28 protein-coding genes and 1 pseudogene are annotated in these 20151 nt (G+C 62.1%); 20 read left to right on the top strand and 9 right to left on the bottom strand.

From position 1 onward, the window contains the following. Nucleotides 1-23: 23 nt before the first annotated feature. The 10 genes from AC57B5_RS08265 to AC57B5_RS08220 all read left to right on the top strand — a co-directional run bounded on the left by AC57B5_RS08265 (nt 24) and on the right by AC57B5_RS08220 (nt 5721). Nucleotides 24-461, top strand: coding sequence for a hypothetical protein (locus AC57B5_RS08265; protein ID WP_496399216.1), 438 nt, complete (start codon nt 24-26; stop codon nt 459-461). Beyond that, nucleotides 458-832 carry a hypothetical protein gene (locus AC57B5_RS08260; RefSeq protein ID WP_496399215.1) on the top strand — a complete coding sequence of 125 codons (375 nt, stop codon included), beginning with the start codon at nt 458-460 and terminating at the stop codon, nt 830-832. Before AC57B5_RS08265 ends, AC57B5_RS08260 begins: the two co-directional genes overlap by 4 nt. A gap of 10 nt (nt 833-842) precedes the next feature. Beyond that, entirely contained in the window at nt 843-1565 is a 723-nt protein-coding gene (locus AC57B5_RS08255; RefSeq protein ID WP_239971209.1) for a head decoration protein, read from the top strand. Between the two features lie 4 nt (nt 1566-1569). Beyond that, nucleotides 1570-2385 carry a hypothetical protein gene (locus tag AC57B5_RS08250; RefSeq protein WP_239971210.1) on the top strand — a complete coding sequence of 272 codons (816 nt, stop codon included), beginning with the start codon at nt 1570-1572 and terminating at the stop codon, nt 2383-2385. 89 nt (nt 2386-2474) lie between these two features. Continuing rightward, nucleotides 2475-2927, top strand: coding sequence for an HI_1402-related protein (locus AC57B5_RS08245; RefSeq protein WP_496399214.1), 453 nt, complete (start codon nt 2475-2477; stop codon nt 2925-2927). Nucleotides 2928-2966: 39 nt separating this feature from the next. Continuing rightward, nucleotides 2967-3278, top strand: a complete 312-nt coding sequence (locus tag AC57B5_RS08240; protein WP_016453337.1) for a holin — start codon at nt 2967-2969, stop codon at nt 3276-3278. Next, a complete protein-coding gene (locus tag AC57B5_RS08235) occupies nt 3275-3859 on the top strand; it encodes a glycoside hydrolase family protein (protein WP_496399213.1) in 585 nt (194 codons plus the stop codon). Before AC57B5_RS08240 ends, AC57B5_RS08235 begins: the two co-directional genes overlap by 4 nt. A 46-nt stretch (nt 3860-3905) precedes the next feature. After that, nucleotides 3906-4283: a hypothetical protein gene (locus tag AC57B5_RS08230; protein ID WP_496399212.1), complete on the top strand. Its 378-nt coding sequence runs from the start codon at nt 3906-3908 to the stop codon at nt 4281-4283. After that, nucleotides 4280-4792 (top strand): hypothetical protein, encoded by a 513-nt coding sequence (locus tag AC57B5_RS08225; RefSeq protein WP_496399211.1) that lies wholly within the window; start codon nt 4280-4282, stop codon nt 4790-4792. Before AC57B5_RS08230 ends, AC57B5_RS08225 begins: the two co-directional genes overlap by 4 nt. Beyond that, complete coding sequence (locus AC57B5_RS08220; protein ID WP_496399210.1) at nt 4789-5721, top strand: Gp49 family protein; 933 nt, start codon at nt 4789-4791, stop codon at nt 5719-5721. Before AC57B5_RS08225 ends, AC57B5_RS08220 begins: the two co-directional genes overlap by 4 nt. A gap of 234 nt (nt 5722-5955) precedes the next feature. On the opposite strand, the gene AC57B5_RS08215 is transcribed toward AC57B5_RS08220, so the two are convergent. Then, a complete protein-coding gene (locus AC57B5_RS08215; RefSeq protein WP_496399209.1) occupies nt 5956-6165 on the bottom strand; it encodes a hypothetical protein in 210 nt (69 codons plus the stop codon). A 59-nt stretch (nt 6166-6224) separates the two neighbouring features. On the opposite strand from AC57B5_RS08215, the gene AC57B5_RS08210 reads away from it, so the two are divergent. Both AC57B5_RS08210 and AC57B5_RS08205 read left to right on the top strand, forming a co-directional pair. Next, nucleotides 6225-6722 carry a hypothetical protein gene (locus AC57B5_RS08210; RefSeq protein ID WP_486705496.1) on the top strand — a complete coding sequence of 166 codons (498 nt, stop codon included), beginning with the start codon at nt 6225-6227 and terminating at the stop codon, nt 6720-6722. Further along, nucleotides 6715-7413 carry an SOS response-associated peptidase gene (locus tag AC57B5_RS08205; protein ID WP_496399208.1) on the top strand — a complete coding sequence of 233 codons (699 nt, stop codon included), beginning with the start codon at nt 6715-6717 and terminating at the stop codon, nt 7411-7413. Before AC57B5_RS08210 ends, AC57B5_RS08205 begins: the two co-directional genes overlap by 8 nt. Nucleotides 7414-9518: 2105 nt before the next feature. Here the strand turns inward: AC57B5_RS08205 and AC57B5_RS08200 are convergent. Together AC57B5_RS08200 and AC57B5_RS08195 are read right to left on the bottom strand one after the other, a co-directional pair. Then, nucleotides 9519-9650 (bottom strand): hypothetical protein, encoded by a 132-nt coding sequence (locus AC57B5_RS08200; protein ID WP_496399207.1) that lies wholly within the window; start codon nt 9648-9650, stop codon nt 9519-9521. A 1346-nt stretch (nt 9651-10996) separates the two neighbouring features. After that, nucleotides 10997-11329 (bottom strand): hypothetical protein, encoded by a 333-nt coding sequence (locus AC57B5_RS08195; RefSeq protein ID WP_496399206.1) that lies wholly within the window; start codon nt 11327-11329, stop codon nt 10997-10999. A gap of 182 nt (nt 11330-11511) precedes the next feature. Here AC57B5_RS08195 and AC57B5_RS08190 point away from each other — a divergent pair, with 182 nt between their 5' ends. From AC57B5_RS08190 to AC57B5_RS08180, 3 genes and pseudogenes are all read left to right on the top strand, one after another. Then, the gene (locus AC57B5_RS08190) at nt 11512-11982 is read left to right on the top strand and encodes a hypothetical protein (RefSeq protein ID WP_496399205.1); all 471 of its coding nucleotides are present in this window, start codon (nt 11512-11514) and stop codon (nt 11980-11982) included. Between the two features lie 120 nt (nt 11983-12102). After that, nucleotides 12103-12673, top strand: a pseudogene (locus tag AC57B5_RS08185) (transposase); the annotation flags it as partial. Nucleotides 12674-12920: 247 nt separating this feature from the next. Next, nucleotides 12921-13187: a hypothetical protein gene (locus AC57B5_RS08180; protein ID WP_496399450.1), complete on the top strand. Its 267-nt coding sequence runs from the start codon at nt 12921-12923 to the stop codon at nt 13185-13187. Nucleotides 13188-13578: 391 nt separating this feature from the next. On the opposite strand, the gene AC57B5_RS08175 is transcribed toward AC57B5_RS08180, so the two are convergent. Further along, nucleotides 13579-14337, bottom strand: a complete 759-nt coding sequence (locus tag AC57B5_RS08175) for a discoidin domain-containing protein (RefSeq protein WP_496399204.1) — start codon at nt 14335-14337, stop codon at nt 13579-13581. Nucleotides 14338-14570: 233 nt separating this feature from the next. Here AC57B5_RS08175 and AC57B5_RS08170 point away from each other — a divergent pair, with 233 nt between their 5' ends. Then, nucleotides 14571-14861, top strand: a complete 291-nt coding sequence (locus AC57B5_RS08170; RefSeq protein ID WP_496399203.1) for a hypothetical protein — start codon at nt 14571-14573, stop codon at nt 14859-14861. 224 nt (nt 14862-15085) lie between these two features. After that, nucleotides 15086-15430, top strand: a complete 345-nt coding sequence (locus AC57B5_RS08165) for a transcriptional repressor (protein ID WP_496399202.1) — start codon at nt 15086-15088, stop codon at nt 15428-15430. Between the two features lie 190 nt (nt 15431-15620). Here AC57B5_RS08165 and AC57B5_RS08160 read toward each other — a convergent pair whose 3' ends face one another. Further along, complete coding sequence (locus AC57B5_RS08160) at nt 15621-15872, bottom strand: putative hemolysin (RefSeq protein ID WP_013802146.1); 252 nt, start codon at nt 15870-15872, stop codon at nt 15621-15623. A gap of 134 nt (nt 15873-16006) precedes the next feature. Between AC57B5_RS08160 and AC57B5_RS08155 the strand changes: the two genes are divergently transcribed. Together AC57B5_RS08155 and AC57B5_RS08150 are read left to right on the top strand one after the other, a co-directional pair. After that, the gene (locus tag AC57B5_RS08155; protein WP_013802147.1) at nt 16007-16294 is read left to right on the top strand and encodes an H-NS histone family protein; all 288 of its coding nucleotides are present in this window, start codon (nt 16007-16009) and stop codon (nt 16292-16294) included. A 1024-nt stretch (nt 16295-17318) separates the two neighbouring features. Then, nucleotides 17319-18107: a class I SAM-dependent methyltransferase gene (locus tag AC57B5_RS08150; RefSeq protein ID WP_013802150.1), complete on the top strand. Its 789-nt coding sequence runs from the start codon at nt 17319-17321 to the stop codon at nt 18105-18107. Nucleotides 18108-18156: 49 nt separating this feature from the next. Here AC57B5_RS08150 and AC57B5_RS08145 read toward each other — a convergent pair whose 3' ends face one another. The 4 genes from AC57B5_RS08145 to AC57B5_RS08130 all read right to left on the bottom strand — a co-directional run bounded on the left by AC57B5_RS08145 (nt 18157) and on the right by AC57B5_RS08130 (nt 19607). Further along, nucleotides 18157-18438, bottom strand: a complete 282-nt coding sequence (locus AC57B5_RS08145; protein ID WP_012205894.1) for a flagellar basal body-associated FliL family protein — start codon at nt 18436-18438, stop codon at nt 18157-18159. A 151-nt stretch (nt 18439-18589) separates the two neighbouring features. Beyond that, the gene (locus AC57B5_RS08140; protein ID WP_496399201.1) at nt 18590-18856 is read right to left on the bottom strand and encodes a hypothetical protein; all 267 of its coding nucleotides are present in this window, start codon (nt 18854-18856) and stop codon (nt 18590-18592) included. Then, nucleotides 18853-19035 carry a hypothetical protein gene (locus AC57B5_RS08135; protein ID WP_225613976.1) on the bottom strand — a complete coding sequence of 61 codons (183 nt, stop codon included), beginning with the start codon at nt 19033-19035 and terminating at the stop codon, nt 18853-18855. The genes AC57B5_RS08140 and AC57B5_RS08135 overlap by 4 nt, the downstream gene beginning before the upstream one ends. Before the next feature lie 161 nt (nt 19036-19196). Then, complete coding sequence (locus tag AC57B5_RS08130; RefSeq protein ID WP_013802153.1) at nt 19197-19607, bottom strand: hypothetical protein; 411 nt, start codon at nt 19605-19607, stop codon at nt 19197-19199. A gap of 52 nt (nt 19608-19659) precedes the next feature. Here AC57B5_RS08130 and AC57B5_RS08125 point away from each other — a divergent pair, with 52 nt between their 5' ends. Continuing rightward, complete coding sequence (locus tag AC57B5_RS08125; RefSeq protein WP_172642954.1) at nt 19660-19938, top strand: hypothetical protein; 279 nt, start codon at nt 19660-19662, stop codon at nt 19936-19938. The last annotated feature ends 213 nt before the right edge of the window (nt 19939-20151 follow it).

Here is a 20151-nt window from a genome sequence, read left to right as displayed (position 1 = left end):
CCCTGCCGGGAACACTGCGGGGCATGACAACCCCGGCATGCCTCGACTTCACCATCTACCAGGGCGCAACCTTCCGCACCGCCCTGGAGCGCTACAGCGTGGCCTATCCGGTGCGCGAAGAATGCGATGGGGTGGTGAAGGCCTGCAGCGGCGAGCCGGTGCCGGATGCCGACAAGGTGCCCGAGGACTACACCGGCTGCACGGCCCGCATGCAGCTGCGGCGCGAGATCGATGACCCGGAGGTGCTGCTGGAACTGAGCACTGCGAACGGCGGGATCGAGCTGGACGGCGCCTGGCTGCGCCTGCTGATGACGGCCGAGCAGACTGCCGCCTTTGAGTACGGCCCCGTTGCGCCCGGCTGGACATCGTGCATCGGCCAGATCGAAGTCACGCGCCCCAGCGGTGACGTGGAGCGGCAGTACGAGCTGCGCTTCGTCCTGTACCCGGAGAGCACCCGGTGACCACCGTCGTCTCTTCCGATCCCTCGGCCGCCGTCATCGAGCGGCAGACCTCGGTCGTGGTGACGCGCGAGGGTGGCAAGACCCATGTGGTTCAGCAGCCGGCGCCGCCCGCTGTCGTCGTGACGCGGGGCATCCCTGGTCCCCAGGGCCCCCAAGGCCCGCCCGGCGGCGGCGCTGGCGCGACCTACACCCACATCCAGAGCGTCCCGGCAGCCGTCTGGACCGTTGCCCACAACCTGGGCCGCTACCCCTCCATCACCGTCGTGGACAACCTCGGCGGCCAGCTCTACCCCGATGTCCGCTACGTGGACGCCGACATCGTCCAGATCACCCACAGCGTGCCGCTGACCGGCCGCGCCTATTGCAACTGAGGGCCCAGCCATGAAGATCACGAACAACCTTGACGCCTCGGGCAACCGGGTCATCAACCTGGCCGACGCGGTCAACCCGCAGGATGCTGTCACGAAGGCCCAGCTTGACGCTGCAGTGCAGGGCTACAAATGGAAGGAGCCCGCGCGCGCGGCCACCACGGCCAACATCACGCTGTCCGGTGCCCAGACCATTGACGGCGTGTCCATCGTGGCCGGCGACCGGGTGCTGGTGAAGAACCAGACCACGGGCTCGGCCAACGGCGTCTACCTGGCCGCTGCCGGTGCCTGGACGCGTGCCACGGACTTCGACGCCGCCAGCGAGGTGCTGGGCGCCGCGGTCTTTGTCTCCGAGGGCACGACACAGGGCAATCAGGTCTGGCTGATGACCACGGATGCACCAATCACCATCGGCTCCACGGCGCTGACGTTCGCCCAGGTCGGTGGCGGTGCCAGCTACACGGCGGGTAACGGCATCACCATCAGCGCCGGCGTCATCGCTGTTGATACCGGCGTGGTGGCGCGCAAGGCCTCGGCCACCGTGGGCGACGGCACGGCCACGACCATCACCGTGACCCACAGCCTCAACACCCAGGACGTAGTGGTCAGCGTGCGGGAGACCACGACGAATGCTGGCGTGCTGTGCGACTGGGTCGCCAACGGCGTGAACACGGTGCAGCTGACCTTCGCTGTGGCGCCCACCACGGGCCAGTACCGAGCCACCATCACGGGCTGATACTATGAAGCACGTCGGCCGCCGCACAGATCCCAAGGACATCGTGTCCCGGGACCAGCTTGTTTTCCGCGAGCTGCTCACCGCTGCGCGCACCTACTACGTCCGCACCGATGGCAGCGACAGCAACACCGGGCTGAGCAATACGGCGGGCGGGGCATTTAAAACTCTTCAGCGAGTTGCTGAAATTGTTGTGCCTATAGATTTCGGCGGATACACAATCACCGTGCAACTCGCTGACGGCACTTACACTGACTCTGCCGTATTCACCAAAACATTGAACGGTAGGGTGTCGATTGTCGGGAACGCGTCGAGTCCAAGCAACGTCGTCATATCGACATCTGCAAGCTGCATCACGTCCTCCGGTGCAGGTACTGACGTGACGGTCTCGAAATGTCAGCTTCAATCGTCATCTGTTTCTGCGCTGGTCGGCACAAATGGTGCGTACATCACCGGTACCGACAACATCTATGGGGTGTGCGCCTTCGCGCATGTAGCTGCACTGCTCCGGGGGCAAGTCGTCATCACGGGCACGGCGCAAATCATTGGCAACGCCCCATCCTTTGCAAACCTCGATAACGGCTTCCTCGACACCACACTTGTGGCGTTCACTCTTACTGGCTCTCGATCCTTTGCGGCGGCATTTATCTACGCTGGCTCGCTGAGCTATGCGCGCGTCGTACTTCCTACATTCACAGGTTCTGCAACCGGCTCACGTTTCACCACTGCGGGCAATTCGATGATCAACGTGAATGGGGCGGGGGACAGCTTCCTGCCTGGCAATGCGGCGGGGACTAGAACCAGCGGGGGTGAATACGCATGATCAGCTACCAGTTGTCGACCGAAGCGGGGCATGTATTTCTGTGGCGTGACGGCGTGCGCTCCACGATTCCGCTGGCTGACGTCTTGGGCTTGCCAACGAACACACACGCCGTGGAATACCGCGCCTGGCTCGCAGCCGGCGGCGTGCCGCTACCTGCCGAACTGCGGCCGGCCGCCGAGATCGCTGCGGGCCTGCGTTTGGCCTTGGCTGCCGAGTACCGCAAGCACATCCAGGTGATCGCCGCAGGCTATCCCCTGAGCGAGCGCGAGAGCTGGCCCGTGCAGACGGAGGAGGCGAGGGCGCTCGAGGCTGACCCCGCAGCCGCAACGCCGTGGATAGACGCTGCAGCGCTGGCGCGCGGGCTGGACCGCCTGGTGCTGGCCGATCGCATTCGGGCCAAGGATGACGCATATCGCCAAGTGCACGGCCTTCTGACGGGCACGCGCCAGCGCATCGAGGACCAGATCGACGCTGTGGCCGACGACGCCCTAGCGCTGTCCCAGATCGACGTCGGGGCCAGCTGGCCTGCGGCCCCCGTGTAGGGTTCGCCAGCGCGGCCCTGCCCCGGAATCATCGGGGGCATGAAAACTGAAACCCTCGACACGCTCGCAACGGCAGGCAGTCGCACCACCGGCGGCGGGGCTGTCGTCGGCTTTCTCGGCTGGCTCGCCTCTTCCCAGGCCATAGGCTTACTGGGCATCTGCATTGCGCTTCTGGGCACATTGGTGAACTGGTACTACAGGCGGGAGGCCAGCAGGCGTGCCACTGCCAGCCGGCAAGAGGAAGCTGCCGAGCATGCGCTGCGCATGGAGCTGATGCGCAAGACCGGCATCCCGCTCCGGCCAGTGCATGACGAGCCAGATACCTCTCCAACCGACATGGGGGTGTTGTGAGCAAGGCCCCGCGCACCGCCGTCGCCGCGCTCACCATCTCGGCGGCTGGGCTGCTGGCCACGCTGGGCGTTGAGGGCTTCCGGCCTGACCCGCACATCCCGACGCAGGGCGACCGACCGACCATCGGCCACGGCTCCACGGTCTACGAGGACGGCACGCCCGTGCAGCTGTCGGACCCACCGATCACCCGCGAGCGAGCGCTGCAGCTGGCGCGCAGCCACACCTCCAAGGACGAGGCCATGTTCCGAGCCAGCCTGCCGGGCGTGGCCCTGTATCAGGCGGAATACGACCTCTATCTGGACTTCACCTACCAGTACGGCATCGGCGCCTGGCGGACCAGCCTCATGCGCACCCGGCTGTTGGCCGGGCAGTTCGCCCCCGCCTGCGAGGCCCTGCTGGGCTATCGCTTCATGACCAGCCCGAAGCGCGAGGGACCGGGATGGGAGCCTCACCAATGGGACGCGGCAGGCCGGCCGAAGCGATGGCGCTACGACTGCAGCACGCCCGGCAATCGCATCTGCCGCGGCGTCTGGACCCGTCAGCAGGCTCGGCACGCCGCGTGTATGGAGGCCCAGCCATGAACGCTCTCTGGATCGCGATGTGGTGGTACTGGTGGAGGGGCGGGCGATGAAATGGCTCAGCCGCGACACGGTGCGCTTGCCGTACATGACCCTGTGCCTATCTCAGGCCGAGTTCTTGAAGGTCGCCACTCGCTGCAACGTGCCAGATCCAGGGGTCTGGATGGATGTCGATCGCCAATTGGCGGTTGTACACACATGGGAAAACGACAGCGGCTTGTTCTGCGTGGTTTGTTTGAACCAATCGGCCGCAGAGGCGGACCCCATATCCGTCGCATGCGCTTTGGTCCACGAGTCGGTTCACGTCTTCCAGAGACTGTGCGACAGCATTGGCGAGGAGAAGCCTTCGAGGGAGTTCGAAGCCTATTCCATCGAGCGCATCTCTGAAGCACTGATGCGCGAGTACGCCAGGAGGGTGTGCACATGATCCCCGCGCTCTACACCCATGGGGCCGCCGCCGCTGTGGCCGCCGTGCTGGCGTGGCAGTTCCAGGGCGCGCGCCTGGGCGCCGAGCTAGCCGAGGCCCGGCTGGAAACGACCACCCAGCAGCTGGCCACCAGCACCGCTCAGCGCGCGGCCGACGCCCGCGTGCGACAGGCCGAGAAGGCAATGACCACCAAGTATCAAGGAGCTCTCAATGCCGCCCGTGACCGCGAGGCGCTGCTGCGCCGTGATCGTGACCAGCTGCTCGCTATTGCTGACGGCCTGCGCGAGCAATCCGCAGATGCCGCCCGCCGACTTGCCAGCGCTCCCCCTGCTGCCGTCCTTGAGTACGCCTCTGCCCTCGGAGTCGTATTTGAAGACTGCCGCGCAGCGTATGGCGACATGGCAGCAAAGGCTGCAGGGCACGCAGCTGATGTCCAAACCCTCGGCGCCGCCTGGCCCGTGATCCCGAGCCTGCCGGCCGCAGGCACCACCACAGAGAGCCACCCATGACACAACACACCTGCGGCAGCAATGGCTGCGGCCATGCCTCCGATTGCGCTATCCACAACGAGCCCGCCATGCCGGCTGGGCCCTGCGACTGCGCCACCCGCATGCCTGGCACACTGGAGTCCAAGGCCTATGTCGATGGCACAACAGCCACCGGCCCAGGCCCTCTGCCCGAGCTCTCTCCGGCTGAGCAGTCCATCGAAGACGAGATCCAGGCCAAGGGCCTGACCGCGCCGCGCGTCACGCCGGATGACATCCTGCGGGAGATCGTCAGCGAGCACTATTTCACTGCGGCGGAGGGCGTTGCAGGTGAAGCGAGCCTCCGACGTGGCCTGGTTGTGGTCGGCGATACGACCCCGCCGCCAACCCTGGGCCTGCTGACCTTCTGTGTACTGGTCCTGCGGAACGGCGCCAAGGCGGTCGGCGTCAACTACGGCACCATCGATCCCGCGCAACACAGTGCGGAGCGCGGCCGTGAAGAAGCACGCGCGCAGGCCGTGGAGAAGGTTTGGGAGCTGCTGAACTTCCGGCTGCGCGACAAGCTTGCGGGCATCAACGACCCCAGCAAGGCGGAGCAGGTCTTGGAGGAAGTGCTGTCTGTCGTGCAGCACTTCCTCCCGCCGGATGGCGGGACGGTCCATGAAGCGATGGACAAGATCATCGGGCTGGTGGATCCCTGGCCATTGCATGCCCGGCCATTGACCTGTGGCGCGCAGACACGCACAACACAGTCGCCCATCGACGTGGCAGCTGAAGAATATGCCCGCGCCGAGCAGAACCTGAGCATGTCCAAACTGCACAGCCGCGAGGCACAGGATGCGGCCACAGCCGCCTTTGAAGCTGAGCGCGCCTCAGAAGAGGCCTGTAAAGCCGCACTGGTCAAGCTGGCCGAGGCGGCGTTACCGGCGCATCCTGACGCCATACAGGGCTGAGAGACAGTCCGCGGCGTGGGTCAGAACGGCGCAGGCGAGCGGATTACTTCGACAGGCCCGAAGCCACGGTAGACGACATTGCCGTCCGGGTCCAAGACGATGGACCACCACGGGGTTGTGTGAACAACCCGGTAGCACTCGGGGGCGAGCGGCAGGATCTCCTGCCCGCAAACCGCAGTCCACCCTGATGGCCACACAACTGTCGGGTGCAGGCAGTTCAGCGGATCGTCATCGTCATACATCGCGGGCCGCCAGAATCTGAACCGGCCCGAGGCCGCTGTACACCAGGGCCCCGCCCGGCCCACGGACTTCAAACCACCCAGGCTGCGCTTCCACGATCCGATAGGCCTCCGGCGGCGCTGGGAGGGCCTCCAGTTCGGGCACGCCGAACCACTCAGGCATGCTCAAGAGAGAGAATTTCGGGGATGGCTGCGGGGTGATCATCTGGACCTCCTGGAGATCGGGTTTGCATAATAACTGTACATTCATACAGTGAAAATGTCATGACCCACGATTCAACAGGGTTGCCCGATCTACCGGGCCGATACCGCTCAGAGGGCTGTGCGCCAGGCAGCGAACGGGAGCGCCAGGGTCAAGTCGATGCCGGCTGGCGCACGACGATGCTGCGTTTGCGCTTTTGCGGCGTCTACCTGTCCGTGCCGATGTTGCGGAGCGTGCACTGCGTCACAGGACTGCTGGTGACCACCCGGGCATACGAAAATGACCGTGTAGACATCGTTGACCCCGGAGGCTCGGGGCCCATCACGCGCGGGCTGGGGCAAGTTGAGATGCTGCGCATGCGCGAAGATGGGTCAATGCTGCTGAGGGGCTTGGAGTGGGATGAGGGCGATCTGAGGCGATGGCCGCAGACATGGTTGTGTTGCCCGGATCGCGCCGGCATCGACGCGGCACTCGTGCCTATGGCCAGTTGGCTGGGGCAGCGTTACGCTGCGGCCAAGGCTGCAATCGAGCGGCCCACCAAAAGGTGGCCCTATGTGTAATAGATACCAGTCGCCGCGAGAGACGGAGATCGAGCGTGCCTTCGCCCTGGGGCGGCAGGCTCCGAATAGGTGGTGGAAGCCGCACGTCACACCACTGGCCCTGGGTCCGTACATCAAGCCTGGCGGAGAGATGGAGGTGGGGCAGTGGGGAATGATTCCGCGCAGCTCACCGACGCGCCGGCCTATGACGGCCGACGGCAAGCCGATGAGCACGAACAACGCGCGGCGCGAGACCCTGGCGAAGTCCTGGACCTATGCGCCGGCATGGCGCGCGGGCCAGCGCTGCCTCATCCCCGTCGAGTCCTGGGTGGAGCCGTACTGGGGCTTGGGCAGCCGCAATGTGTGGTGGTCGTTCCAGCGGGCCGATGGGGAGCCCGCGGCTCTGGCCGGGCTCTACAGCGAGTGGACGGACCCAGAAACCGGCGAGCTGGTGCCGAACTACACAATGATCACGCAGCCCGCGGACGGGCACCCGGTGCTGTCGCTGATGCACCGGCCCGGCAAGGAAAAGCGCGGGGTTGTGATGCTGGAGCCCAGCGACTGGGACGCCTGGCTGCATGGTACGGCCGCGCAGGCGGATGCACTGATCAAGCTGCCTCCGCTGGGCGCGCTACGGTCAGGCGCGGAGAAGCCCGAAGAGGAGGCGTTGCTGCCGGCCGAGCAGCTGCAGGCGCTGCGTGCGGAAACCTGAAGCGACCCGAAGTCTCACCAAAAAGACGGCCCGCGATGCGGGCTTTTGGTGTCCAGTTTGGCGTAGGTTTTGGCGTAGGTTTTCGGGAATTCTCGCTGTTTTCAGAGGAGGCTTACGTTCTGCCATTGAACGACGCCCGCTTCTACTGGTGGATCAGCATCTTACGCGATGCCGGCATTTGACCCAATGCGGAGCGCTCCGCATTTTCAATGTCCTGTACTTGATGCCGCACCGGCACAAGCCTCTGCTTGGTCGCCTGAACCTTGGCGCCGCTGGCGCTTCGCTGTGCGCACCCGATGTATGAGCGCCTTGCATCTCTACAAAGCGGGCCAAAGCCGCAAGCGGCCCCCACAGAAAAGAAGCCCGCCAGCGGTGCTGCGAGCTTGTGAATGCCTGCGAAGTGCAGGCACGGAGAAGAAAAAGTCCGGTGCCCTTTTCAGGGCATGCCTATGAATTCCAGGAGGAGAACCATGAGTCAACCATAGGCCCGGCTGTTAACCGCATTTCAGCTCGTGACGGGGAACATCGGCCCTGCCAGCGTGGAGATGTACAGCGAGATGAGGGTCACCACGGACCAGAAAAATGTGAGGAAAATATGTCGCATCACAATCTCCTTCAAGTCATTGAACAAGTGCGCGAACCGCCCGAATGCAAGCCTTCGCAAAACGTCGCAAGGGGCTGCGAGATCTGGTGCTGCGCAACTGAATGAGCTGGTAGCTGCCCCTTACCGGAAAGGCATCCAGGAGACTCCGGTGGTAGCGGGCATCAGGGTCCGGATTGAAAGACTCACTCGGTACGACTTGACTCATGCTTATCTCCATCAGCAGGGCATTGCGGGCCTCGAATAGACGTTATTTCAACTGCTTGTGAGGCTTCCCTGTGCGAGCCAAGTAAGGGTGCTCATGTAGGTCGAGCATGCCCCGTATGTATGAGTTCTTTCGACACGGTGTCCGCTTGGAGCTGCGGCCGTTGAAGGGGCAACGAAAAGGGCCCGCAAGCGGCGAAGCTGCGGGCCCTGGAAGAAAAATGCCGATGCCGTGGTGGCGTGCCTGGGGAAGGGATTTGAGAGGGAGGGAGGAGAAAGCTCGCAGGCTCGGCGGAATCCGTTGCTGGCCAGTATGCAGACCTTTTCTGAAGGAAAGCTTTACGTCGTGTAAAGAAGTTGCAGGTCTGCTGTGTGATGCAGTTGGGCCGTGGCTTGAAGGCGGCCGTGTTCGCGCCTGCTCCGCGCGTAGGATGTTCAGGACGCGGCCAAGATCCCCTCCAGTCGTCGCGGCGTCAGGCCACTGATTGCCGCCATTCTATGCAGGACCTGGCTGCACCCTTCTTTAGGGTGTCCAGCGCGGGTCTCGTCATTTAAGGGGCGGCTGGTGCGCCCTGGGAAGAGCTACTTTCACACCCTGGAGTGATGCTGACCAGTGAGCCGCTGAGGTCACCACGAGCTGCCTACAATGGGCCTGGCCCTAGATATTTCCCAGAAGATCACGCACTGCCAGCCGCCCCACATATGAGCCGTCCAACTCCAGCACCGCACCTGCGAGACCCAAACTTGAACAATCCGCTGAGCTTCGAAGAGGCTTGGCATCAGGCCCATACGCAGCCCGAGCGGATCTACCATACCGCGAGAGGGTCAGCTTTTCGCGTGCGTGCCGCCTTGGCCGGCAGAGGGCCGCGCAAAGGCCAACGGGTTCTGCGGTTCATGCGCCCGTCTGGCGAGAGTAGCCGGGCATATCAAGAATGCTGGGGCTGCGTCTCCAACGTGAACCGCACCTATATCGACGTCTACACGCAGGCAATGCACCCGTAGTCGCAGGTCACCGCTCGTTCCTCAAGCCCGCCCCGCGCGGGCTTCGTCTTTTCAGGGCGCTGGTGCCACGAGCCAGCAACTGTGACAATGCCCCGCATGCACGAATGCGTCTTCACTCACAACGGCGTTGAGTTCAGCGCAGACTACGAGGCCTGTGGCGACGTGCTTCTGGTCTTCTTGCCGGACGACTCTGCCAGGGAATCGCCGTTGAGAGGTCGTGACCCGCACGCTGTAGCTCTGGATCACCTCATGTTCTACGTGGACACGCTGGGGACGAGGTAAAGCGCTGGGTCTCTGCCTATCCGTTGATCAGCAGCGTCAGCACACCCAGCACCACAGCCAGCCGAACGATGGCCAGCGCGGCCAAGCCAACGGTCACGGCTGGGCTGTTGTCGTCGTCTTCGTCCCGCTCCCTGTCTCGGCCTTCCATCGTTCCTCCGGTGCACGGCCATTGGGTGATCCTATGCACCAGCATGGGGCCGCCGCATTGGGATCATTCCTGTGGCGAGGGAGAGAGCGACACACGAAAAAGGCCCGTTGTACGGGCCTATTCGTCAGTAGTCGCCAGGCTTCGTCCCTGGCTTGCCTGTGTGCGGATTCACGTTCCCCTGCGTGGTCCAGTTATTGTTCTTTGTGTCGTCTCGATTGGTGGCGTGGTGGGGGGCGACATAGGTGCCATCTTTGCGGGTGTAGCCCTGAACAGAGTGGCTGCTTGACGAGCCACCGCTGTGCGAACCGGAGTAGCTGTGGGAACTGCTGCTTCCCCGGCTCGAAGACCCTCCGCTGTGGCCACCTCCGCCTTTGGCCAGCGCCAATGTGCATGCCGAAATTGCCGCTATCAGGATCACTGTTTTCTTCATTCTGACTTCCTTTAAACGTTCGGGTAGACGCACCGGTATGGGGCGTCTGTGACATTCTGCTACAGGTGTCGGATGAGAGCTGTTGGCCTTTTACGATGCGGGAATGGCCATGTCGACAGACGGTGTCAGCTGCTGCTGAGCGCCTGCGCTGAGCATCAGTTACACCAGCGCGATTCCAGAGAGTTCGAGTGCTTTGGTCGTGGGGTAGCTCTATGTGCCCTCTGAGCGCTACTGGGGCGGTGGTTGCCGACATGTGCGATCGCCAGCGCTCCAGAGGGGGTTCGGACAACCCCTAACTCGGCGCTTGATTTTGGGGCGTGCCTGTGGGGTACAACAGGTTCAGCGCATTTTTTCGCACAGTTTTACCCGGGGTGTCGCCATGCCAGATTCCATCCAAAGTCCATGCCCCTTGTGCAATCTTCCCTGTATCGCCTATCTCGAAGACTATGGAAAGTGGATGCACTTTTCCTGTCGCTGTTGTCACGAACTGAAGGTGAGCAAGATGGTGATCAGCAAACTGCGTGCCGAATCTGTCGATGTGCGCGAGCAGCTGTCGCAGCGTGCGCGGGCCCTAAGGGATGGCGAATACCTTCACATCGCTGCGACGGATCAGGGCTCGTTACAGCCCAGAGGGCAATCTGCCTGGACAGCTGAGGTGCGGACGCGGCCGATTTGAGCATTGCCCAAGAAAAAGGCTGCATGGGCGGGCCTGGCTGCCTGTGCGGCAGATGAGCGGGCTGAGCACTCGAAGAAGGAGGGCTCGATTTCTGAACTGCCTATGCGGCAGCGCACTCTCTGATCATCACCATCATCTCCATCGCCCTTTTCTGAGCAGCCTCATTGGCGGTGCCCGAAGCGTACCACTCCACGCCGGACGGGCACCCGCCTACGCCAGCGTGGCAGCGATCAACGCTGCTTACAGCCGAAACTGATATGTGCGGTACTCCAGACTCCGGTCACCAGCGATGTGCGTAAAGTCAAAACTGATCATCGCCAGCGTCAGGCATTCTGCGAGCGCAGAGCAGTGCACAGCCAAGGACTCAGCAGGAATGTCGTATCCATCGCCGTGAATCTCAAATGGCGCCTTGGGGTCGATGTTGCCCACATATCCAATCTCGAATTGTTCAAAGCGCAGTGCCCATTGACCGACTTCCACGGCGAATCCGGCAGACGTGAGGACCTCTGCCAAGGCCTCCTTGGAACCAAAAAAGTAGACAGTTCCCGCTGCATAGGATTCTTGATCGATCATTGCTTGTCTGGTTTCTGAAATACCTGCTTGGCAGTGCGCAGAGCCTACCATCTGCGACCCCGCCCTGGGTTCGCGCGATCCCGCACCGGTGCTGAGTCGGGGTAAAAAATGCGCACATCCGGTAAGCACCATGCACGGCTCAGCTATAGTTCGGCCGGTCCCGCTTTCTCACCTGGATACCAATGCGCAGTCGCTTTTCGTTGCTTGCAGTTGTTTGCACGGTTCTGTTCTGCGACGGAGCGGCGGCGCAATGTAGTAGCCCTGAAAAGATCGACGCGACCGCGAACCAAGCGCTAGATCGCTTGCAGAGCCTAGTGAATGCTCAGGAAAAACAGGGTGAGAGCCTAAAGAGCATCGCCATGGAGAAGGCACGGGAGAACAACTGGGATGCGGCCAAAATCCGTGAAGAGGTGCAGCGGTACCTCTCCTCTCCAGAATATCTGGCAATGGAGAGAGAAAGGGTGCCTCACCTGCAGCAGATTAGTGAGATTAAAGCGCTCCTCAGAACTGGACTGCAGCCGGGCAAGCGGTCTCAGGTTGAGCAGCAATTCTGCATGGACAGCGAACGGCTGATGGAGGCGATCGAAGCGAGTTTTGCGATCAACACGCGCGAAGTCGCTCTCGGCGCGAAGTTCTTTTCGGTTGAGAAGTAGCCACGCCTACGTCGCCGAGCTCCGGGACAAAGTGGCGCGACATGTACCTATGAGATAGCCCCCTGATTCCCCGGCGCCGGCCTATCGCTTATCTTTGAAGATAGGAACAGGACTGTGCATATGACTAGGCATATGGAGTCAATCGAGGTAGTCGTGAAGGACCAGCGCCGCAGGCGCTGGTCCCTCGCAGATAAGGCGGCGCTGGTGCGCTGAACCTACGAACAGGGCATGAGCGTGTCATTGGTCGCTCGGCAGGAAGGCGTTTCGCTAGACTGCTGTTCCAGTGGCGGAAGCTCGAACGCCAGGGTGCTTTGACCGCCGTCTCCGCTGGCGAGGCAGTCGTGCTGGCATCCGAGCTGGCGGCTGCCCGCGCGGAAATCGCCAAGCTGCAGCGCGTGCTCGGCAAGAAAACCTTGGAGAACGAAATCCTCAAGGAAGCCGTGGAGTACGCCGCAGAAAAAAAGTGGATTGCGCGCTCGCCATTGTCGCCCGGGGAAGACCAGTGAAAACGGTCTGCCGGGCGATGGGGCTGGCGCGCTCGTATGTGCGCGACCTGCTTGGGCGTGGTGAAGACTGGGCCGATGGCCGCAGCCATCGCACACCCAGCGACGATGCGGGGCTGCTCGCCGAACTGCGCCAGGAAATTGCCGACTTGCCCAGCTATGGCTACCGACGTGCCTGTGCTTTGGTGACGGTACTGGCGCAACTGCCAGTGGCCTTCGAGCACTTCAACGAGGTGCATCCGCATTCTTCGCTGAAAATGCGGTCGCCTCGGGAGTTCAGGCGGCAACAGGCTGCAGGGGTTGACCAGGCGTTTTATTGCGAACAGGACGGGGTCGGGAATACGGGGGCAAGATCACCTGGCCGGCAACTTCGTCGAGGAACTGCCCACGGATCCCAGCCGCTACGTCACCACCATGTGCGAGTAGGCCAAGGGCGTGGAGCAGGCCTGGGTCAGCCACCAGGCCGCCATCAAGTCGGGCGACATCGAGCTGGCGCGCAGCATCCAGGAAGAGGAGGGGCCGAAGCTGCGCAACCGTGTGGTCATCAACGCCGCCAAGCAGCAGACTGCCGAGCTGGGCCAACGCGCCAAGAAGATCGAGGGGGACCGGCTCATGACCGGCGAGATCAAGCGCGAGCGCCTCACGCAGATCGAGCAGCAGCGCAACGCCATCGCGCAGCGCGTGGCCAAGCTCAAAGACTGATCGCGCCGCGCCGAATGAACTGCCAGATGAAGCCCACGGCGCCGAGCCCGATGATGATCAGCCGTAGGTCTCGATCATCGAGCAGCGCTCGGCGGGCGTGGTCAGCTTGAAGAAGAGGACGGCTGCGGTCACGAGCAGCCAGAAGATGATGCCGGGCATGCTGCGCATCGTAGGCGGCCAGGGGCGCCAAGGCAATCCTGACAGCACGGCGTTCGCGAGATGAACAAGGACCGCACGGATCGAATCGCCGACGCGTCACCCAAGGCGCTGAGGCAGCAGATGCGGGAGATGGCTGCGGGAGTGGGCTGATTCTCCCGCAGACAAACTGGCAAATGAAGCGAACGACGTCGAGCCGCCCGGCGTTCAGTCAAATAGAAAATCTGCGATTATTTTAACCGCCATAGTCCTTGCGAAGTCTAAACACCCCGCCACCATCGAAATATCCGCAACGTCCTAGCCTCGGTTGGATTCCATCGTATAGAGGCCGCCCATTTGAATCGATCCAACTCCATCCATCCATTCCATAACTGGAGCAAACATATACTTCTGCACCCTTCGGAAGATTGCGAGTATCCCTTATGTGAAAGATGGTGTTAGAGGAATAGCCCGGGCAGCTGCCAGTAGATGTTTTATATACGGCCATTCCTCGTGGCAGGCTTAGATGGCAACTCGTTGAAAGGTCGCCTCCGTCATACACTTGGAACTCGCGCCAAGCCACCCAGGATGGGCTTGCAGTGGTTTGAAGAATGATTGTTCTGACAGGAATTTCCTTGGTGTTTTTGTATTCAAACCATTTGTTGTCCTCTGTTATTTCTCCAATTTCACCAAAGTCAAACCACTGTCCCGCGTTATTTCTACCCCAAACATGATGGATAGTTCGGCCAGCTGGACTTTGCATCGGAAGCATACGCAGTATAGAGAACACCCGCTCTGAACCAAGGTCAATGTCTATCCACTGTGTAGGTCCGCCACCGGCATTCCATGCGGTGTATGGGTTGTTATCGGCTGCCTTGCTCATGTCGGCTACGTTAGCCGACGCATTTGTGATAGTTATCGGCAGCAAAACTCCATGGCTTTGTGCAGCAGCTCCAGTCGTGAACAAAGTGGTGGCTGCAAAAAATGCGGCCGAGGCTATCTTGAATAATTTCATTTGCAACTACTCCTCCAGTGTGTGAAGCCATGCATGCTAATAGAGTTTTGCTTGAGAATTTGAAGAAATGCTCTATTGGAACTGTGAATGTGTTTCTTATTCATTCGTTATTGAGCAAACTATTACTCTGCTAACGATTTAAGATTTGGCAATGTAATTAATCGCACACTTCTGCGGAGCATGTGCCCCGGCTAGGGTCCGACGCATTCAGAGCCGCTCGGCAAAGTCGCGGTATGCCAGCAATCCGCTCCTTCCGAGGCCTGAACAACGTCACCGACCCGCTGCGGCTTGGCATGTCGTGGTTCACTCGCGCCGACAACGTCGATGTGACGGAGTCGGGCGGGGTGCAGGTTCGTGTCGGCCGCTCGCTGGCGATGGCATGCACGCCCACGGGCCTGTATTCCACCCGCGATTTCAGCCGGCTGTGTACGATCGACGGCGGCGAGCTGCGCCAAGTTCTGGACGACATGACCGTGCATCCCCGGCGCAGGACCTGGGCCGCGATTAATGATCGGGTGCTGTAAGTGATCGGCGATGCGGCCGGGATCATCACCGCCGAGGGCGAAGCGCTGCTGCGCCGTGATCTTGACCAGCTGCGTGCTGTCTTTGACGGCCTGCGCGAGCAAGTCAGGGATGCCGCCTGTAGATTTGCCGGCGCTCTCCCCGCCGCCGTCCTTGATGGCGTGACTCTTCCTTCTGGGACAGCGGCCACTCGGGCGGGGAAAAGGCCGAATCACGGATCTCGGGATTGGCCGACGAATCTGTGCCAACGATCTTGCCGGCCGATCTGGGCCAGAGTCCCAGGCTTCTGAACGCGGAGGTACCGGCCTCACCGTATGACGAGCATTACGAGATGGCGCTTGTTTATTGCGTGGACCGCACGGCGAACTATGTGTTCTGGCTCACCCGTTTCCCCGATCAGGATGAGATCGAGCTGATGGTGCTGGACCAGTTGGTAACGAGGGTGCGAGATCTTGAAGTCACCCTGGATGACCAAGTGCTGCGCGCTGATTTACCGCCTGAGGTAGCGCGCGATTTGGACGGAACACGCCAGTACGTGGTGACCCTGATGGCCACCGAGGTGGAACTGTAGCAGGTGAAGGATGCATTGGCGAAGATCTTCGAGGGCAAGGCCGGGCTGTTCATTGCCTCGTGATCGGAGCCCACGCAAGAAAAAGGCTCGCTGGGGGGTATCACTGCCTGCGCGGCCGTGAGCTGTGCATTTGCGCAGTGACGGCTGGGCGTTAACGGCTTGCTTGTCGTTCGTGCAGAGCGCTATCCCACTACTTGGCCGGATGGTCCTTGCGGTACAGCGTCCACTCTTCCATTTCCGTCCCGTTCGGCAGCACGCAGATGCCTTCCTGGCCCTGGGGCGTCTTCTCCATCCGGACTTGTCCGCCGATTTCACCGCAATAGACCGATGCGGGATTGGCCATGCCCACGGAGGGTGCCAGCTTCTGTTGGGCGCATGCGCTGAGTGCCAGTGCCACCAGGGCCACCAGCGCGATTCCTGAGAGTTCCAGTGCTTTGTTCATTGCGCCACTCTATACCTCTGGAGGTTGGGAGTGTTGTTGCATCCGCAACCTTCGGTTTGCGATGCAAAGGTATGTCAGCGCGGCATTTTGTGCATAGAATACTGACTCGCTAGCATACAACCCAAGAAAAGTCCATGACACCTGATTACAAGACGCTCCTGCAGCAAAAGGCAGAGATCGAAGCACGCATTGCCGAAGTCCTGAAAGCCGAAAAAGGCGGGGCCATCGCCAAGGTTCGCGAGCTCGTCCAGCAATTCCAATTGACCCAGGAAGATGTGTTCAGCACGGGCAAGCGCAAGTCGCCCGTCGGTGCAGGCGTGGCCAAGTACCGTGATCCGTCCACCGGCGCAACGTGGACCGGCCGGGGCAAGCCTCCTGCGTGGATCAAGGATGCAGTGGACCGCACTGCCTTCGAAATCTGACCAGCAGCCCGCACCCGCGGGCTTTGTCTTTTCTGGCCACTTGCGCTCAGTGGGCCCACGGCAGTTCACAAGCGTCACCTTGCGCCAAGGCCGACGCCCTTGTCATGCTCTGCGCTGATTGCCTTAGCTGTGCTTGTCCGACAGGGCCGGTCCCGGGCGGCGACCATGCTTGAGGCCATGAACAAACCTACTCCCAATACCCCGGGCCAAGTGCCCACCTCGTCTTCCCGCAACCGGTTCGCCACCAAGAGAACCATGTACATCGTTGCCGCTATCGTGGCTGTGGCACTGGTGATCATGTTTGTGCCCTGGTAGGCGCGCATCGACGTCCCGCTCCCGCGCCCGCTCATGTCCGCAAGGGCATGAGAAAGCCCGCCATCTGGCGGGCTTTCGTTTTGGGGAATCGCTTGCCTCAGTGCGCGTGGTGCGCCGTGGGTGCTTGCGCCGGGGGGAGTTGGGCCAACTTCTGCGAGCAGTCGCTGCACACATGCCACGCGTGGAATTGGCGGGCTCCTGTGGCGGGTTTTTCCTGTTCGCACTGGATGCAGAAGACGGCGGGGGCCAGGTCCATGAGCCGGATCGGCTCTCGGCCTTTCTTGGGACTACGCATAGCTCTCCTTCAAAGTGTTGCTCCTCGGTATCCATTGGGCGCCGGGTTGGAAAGGCCGGTCGTCAGCGGGCGCGCCATGGCGCAGCAGAAGCCAGCGCCATCGAGGGTGCGTGTTCAACTTACAGCCAAGCCGTCTCACGGTTGTGACTTCCGCATGACCGTGTGGGGAACGCGCCGCAGTGGTTTGACAGTGCAATTTGCGCAGTCTTAGAATTTGCCTCTTCCATTCCTGCGACCGCTGCGAGCCTGACATGAACCTGTGACGCCTTCGGACCCTAGTCCGACCGATCCCCCCGAAGCCCATTCCCGGCCCACGGCGGACGCCCGCGTCACCACCTGCATGCCCGTTGACTGCTCCGCGTTTTCTGAACGCAACCTCGCGTCGCCGTGCGGCCTCTTTATGAAAGAGTGCCCATGACAGAACCCATCGACATCCTTGCCCACAACACCGCCGCCTGGAACCTGCAGGCAGCGAAAGACTGCGACTGGTCGCGCCCGGTCGACAGCGCTGAAATAGCCCGGGCCCGTGCCGGAAGCTGGCAGGCGCGGCTCACGCCAGGCCCCTTGCCAGCGGGCTGGCTGGATGATGTGCGCGGCCTGCGCATCCTCTGCCTTGCCGGCGGCGGCGGCCAGCAGGGGCCCATTCTTGCGGCGGCGGGTGCGCAGGTCACCGTGTTCGATGCCTCTGCCGGGCAGCTTGCACAGGACCGTCATGTGGCGCAGCGCGAAGGCCTTGCGCTGACCTGCGTGCAGGGCGACATGCGCGATCTGGGCGTTTTTGCAGATGCCGGCTTCGATGTGATCTTTCACCCCATCTCCAACCTCTACGTGCCTGATGTGCGGCCCGTATGGCGTGAATGCGCGCGGGTGCTCGCGAAGGGTGGGCGCCTTCTGTCCAGCTTCTGGAATCCGGTGGTCTTCGTGGAGGACCGCGATCCCGCGTTGCGCGAGCAAGGGCTCATGCGGCCTGCGCGGCGCCTTCCGTATTCCGATGTGGTGGATTTGCCGCCCGCAGCGCTTGATGCCAAGCGGGAGCGCAATGAGGCGCTGGTGTTCGGCCATACGCTGGCCGATCAGATCGGCGGCCAGCTGGATGCGGGGCTGGTGCTGACGGGCTTTCATGAAGACTGGCAGCCCCATGCCCGTTTTGTGATCGAGAAGTTCGTGCCGACCTTCATTGCGACACGTTCGGTGAAACTCTGAAGGTACTGCTGCCTGGCCTTGACGCCCTCAGGTCGGCCTTAGGTCGCCCTTAGGTGCGCAAGGCCGGCGTCCAGGTCTGTTGCTGGGCGGGTTCGGTCACGGGCTGCGCCGGCTTCGGTCGGGGAGCCGGGCCCTTGGCCTGGGACGAGGGCTGGGCCTGCCGTGCTTGCTCGGCGCCGGATTTGGCCAACAGCATCATCACGGCCATGCAGATCAGCGTCAGCATGAGCACCACGCAGATGGGGCCCAGATCCACGGAGGCGATGTCCAGCCCCTTCAGCGACTGCCAGCGTTCTGAGCGTACTTCCAGTGGTTCTTCGGGATCGGCCATGGCACCTCCACTGCGTTGAGTGTGGACACATGCTAGGCGTAAGTGAGCATGCAAACAATATGGGGACTTCGCCAGGATGTGAGGGTATACAGCAGCCCCGGCTCGGTTGGCTTCACGCTGGAAGGCTCTTTCCGCTGCTGCCGTGTGACAGCTACTTGACCCACATCAACTGCACCGCCACGGCCAGGGCGATGGCCAGCAGCCCGAGCAGCACGGCCACTGCCACGACGGTGACCGCCCTGCGGCGCTTTGCCTTGCGGGGGTTGCGCAAACGGGGCGGGGTGGGAGGGGGCTGCGTGGCATCCAGGGCCGCAATTCTTGCCAGCCAGTCTTCGGCTGTGGGCAAGGTGGGGGTGGGCAATGCGCAGGGTGAGGCGGGGGGCGATGCGGGTGGTGAGACGGGCTTGCCACGGTTCATGGCCCCAGCTCCTGACGCATCTCTTCAAGCACCTGCACGGCGCCCTGGATCATGGCCAGCCTGTGCTGCAGCGCAGCCTTTTGGGCCTGCAGCCGGTCCAGCTGCTCGGCGACCAGCGCCTCGTCGGCCCGCAGCTTCTTCAGCCGCTCCTGTATGGCCTCCATTTCCGGGGCGCTCATCTGCCAATCCTCCAGCATCGAAGGGCGCCGAGCGTGGCCCGGACCCTTCTCACAATTCACACGAATGCCGGCAATTATCTGTGCGCCTTAGTGATTGGCTATGAATGAATTGACATAGATTGTCATCGACCGGCGCAGAAGGCCGAAGGCTGTGCAGTTGTTCAAAGCAGCCAGGTCCGGTTGGGCCGGTTGCCGTCGATTTCCACAAGTCCTGCGTCCTGCAGTATGGGCAGGATGTAGGTGATCACCACGGCTGCGTTGTCGTTGGCCTGTTTGGCCGCAAAGCCCAGAAAGCCGGGCCGGTGCTGGCTGGAGGCCACGATGCAGGGCCGCTCGGCGCCGTGATGCTCCTGGGCCAGATGGCGCAGCACGGCGCCGAAGGCTTCCCGCCTTATGCGCACCGTGTTGCCCTTGTGCGTTCTGACTTCCAGGCCGCTGTCGCTGCGGCGGATGACAGTGAAGGACGCGGTGCGTCCCTTGTCGGGCGTCTTCAGGGGCTTGTCCTGGGCGATGCCGTCCCAGAAGGCATTGAAATCGTTATTGGAGAGCACGCGCACGAAAAAGAGGTCCATTGCCTGGAGGTTTTCTTGGACGTGGAGTCTCCCTGGCTTCGACTGGCCGAAGATGAGCAAATCTGAGCAGTTCCGCTCAATGCGCGAGAAATTTGAGGAAGATCCGGCCTTGCCGCGTTCTGACCTCGGTCCCTTCGATAAAGCCCATCAGTCTGGCCGAACCGTCCATGGAGTACAGCGCCGGTCCATCGATGCGGTAGATGGGCCTGGTCCCGCAACGGACGAATTCATCGCCTTCGACACGCCCGATTTCGTTTCCGTGCCCATCAAGCACAGTCCACGAGCCTCCTGCAATCATGGCCTCACCCGGCAGTTGCCGGTTCCCAAGTGAAACCACCAATCTAAGGAACGCGAGGTGTCTGAATCTGAGCGAATCTGAGCAGTCGTGTAAAGCTGGGCCGCCGATGCCTTGGACAGGGTCCTGTGGAAATTCGTGTGCGCCAGGCCCAAGTCGCATCGCACCGGCCAAAAGAAGCTGGCTGCGATCTAGGGGCACTGCATGCGTGGGCGATTGAGCGGTTCGCAGCCAAGTAGAATTGTTTCA

The organism is Delftia sp. BGA-UO-ETr-SB1, from assembly GCF_059567865.1.
Note: the sequence above shows the minus strand (reverse complement) of the source record. Positions and strands in the feature narration are given on the sequence as shown.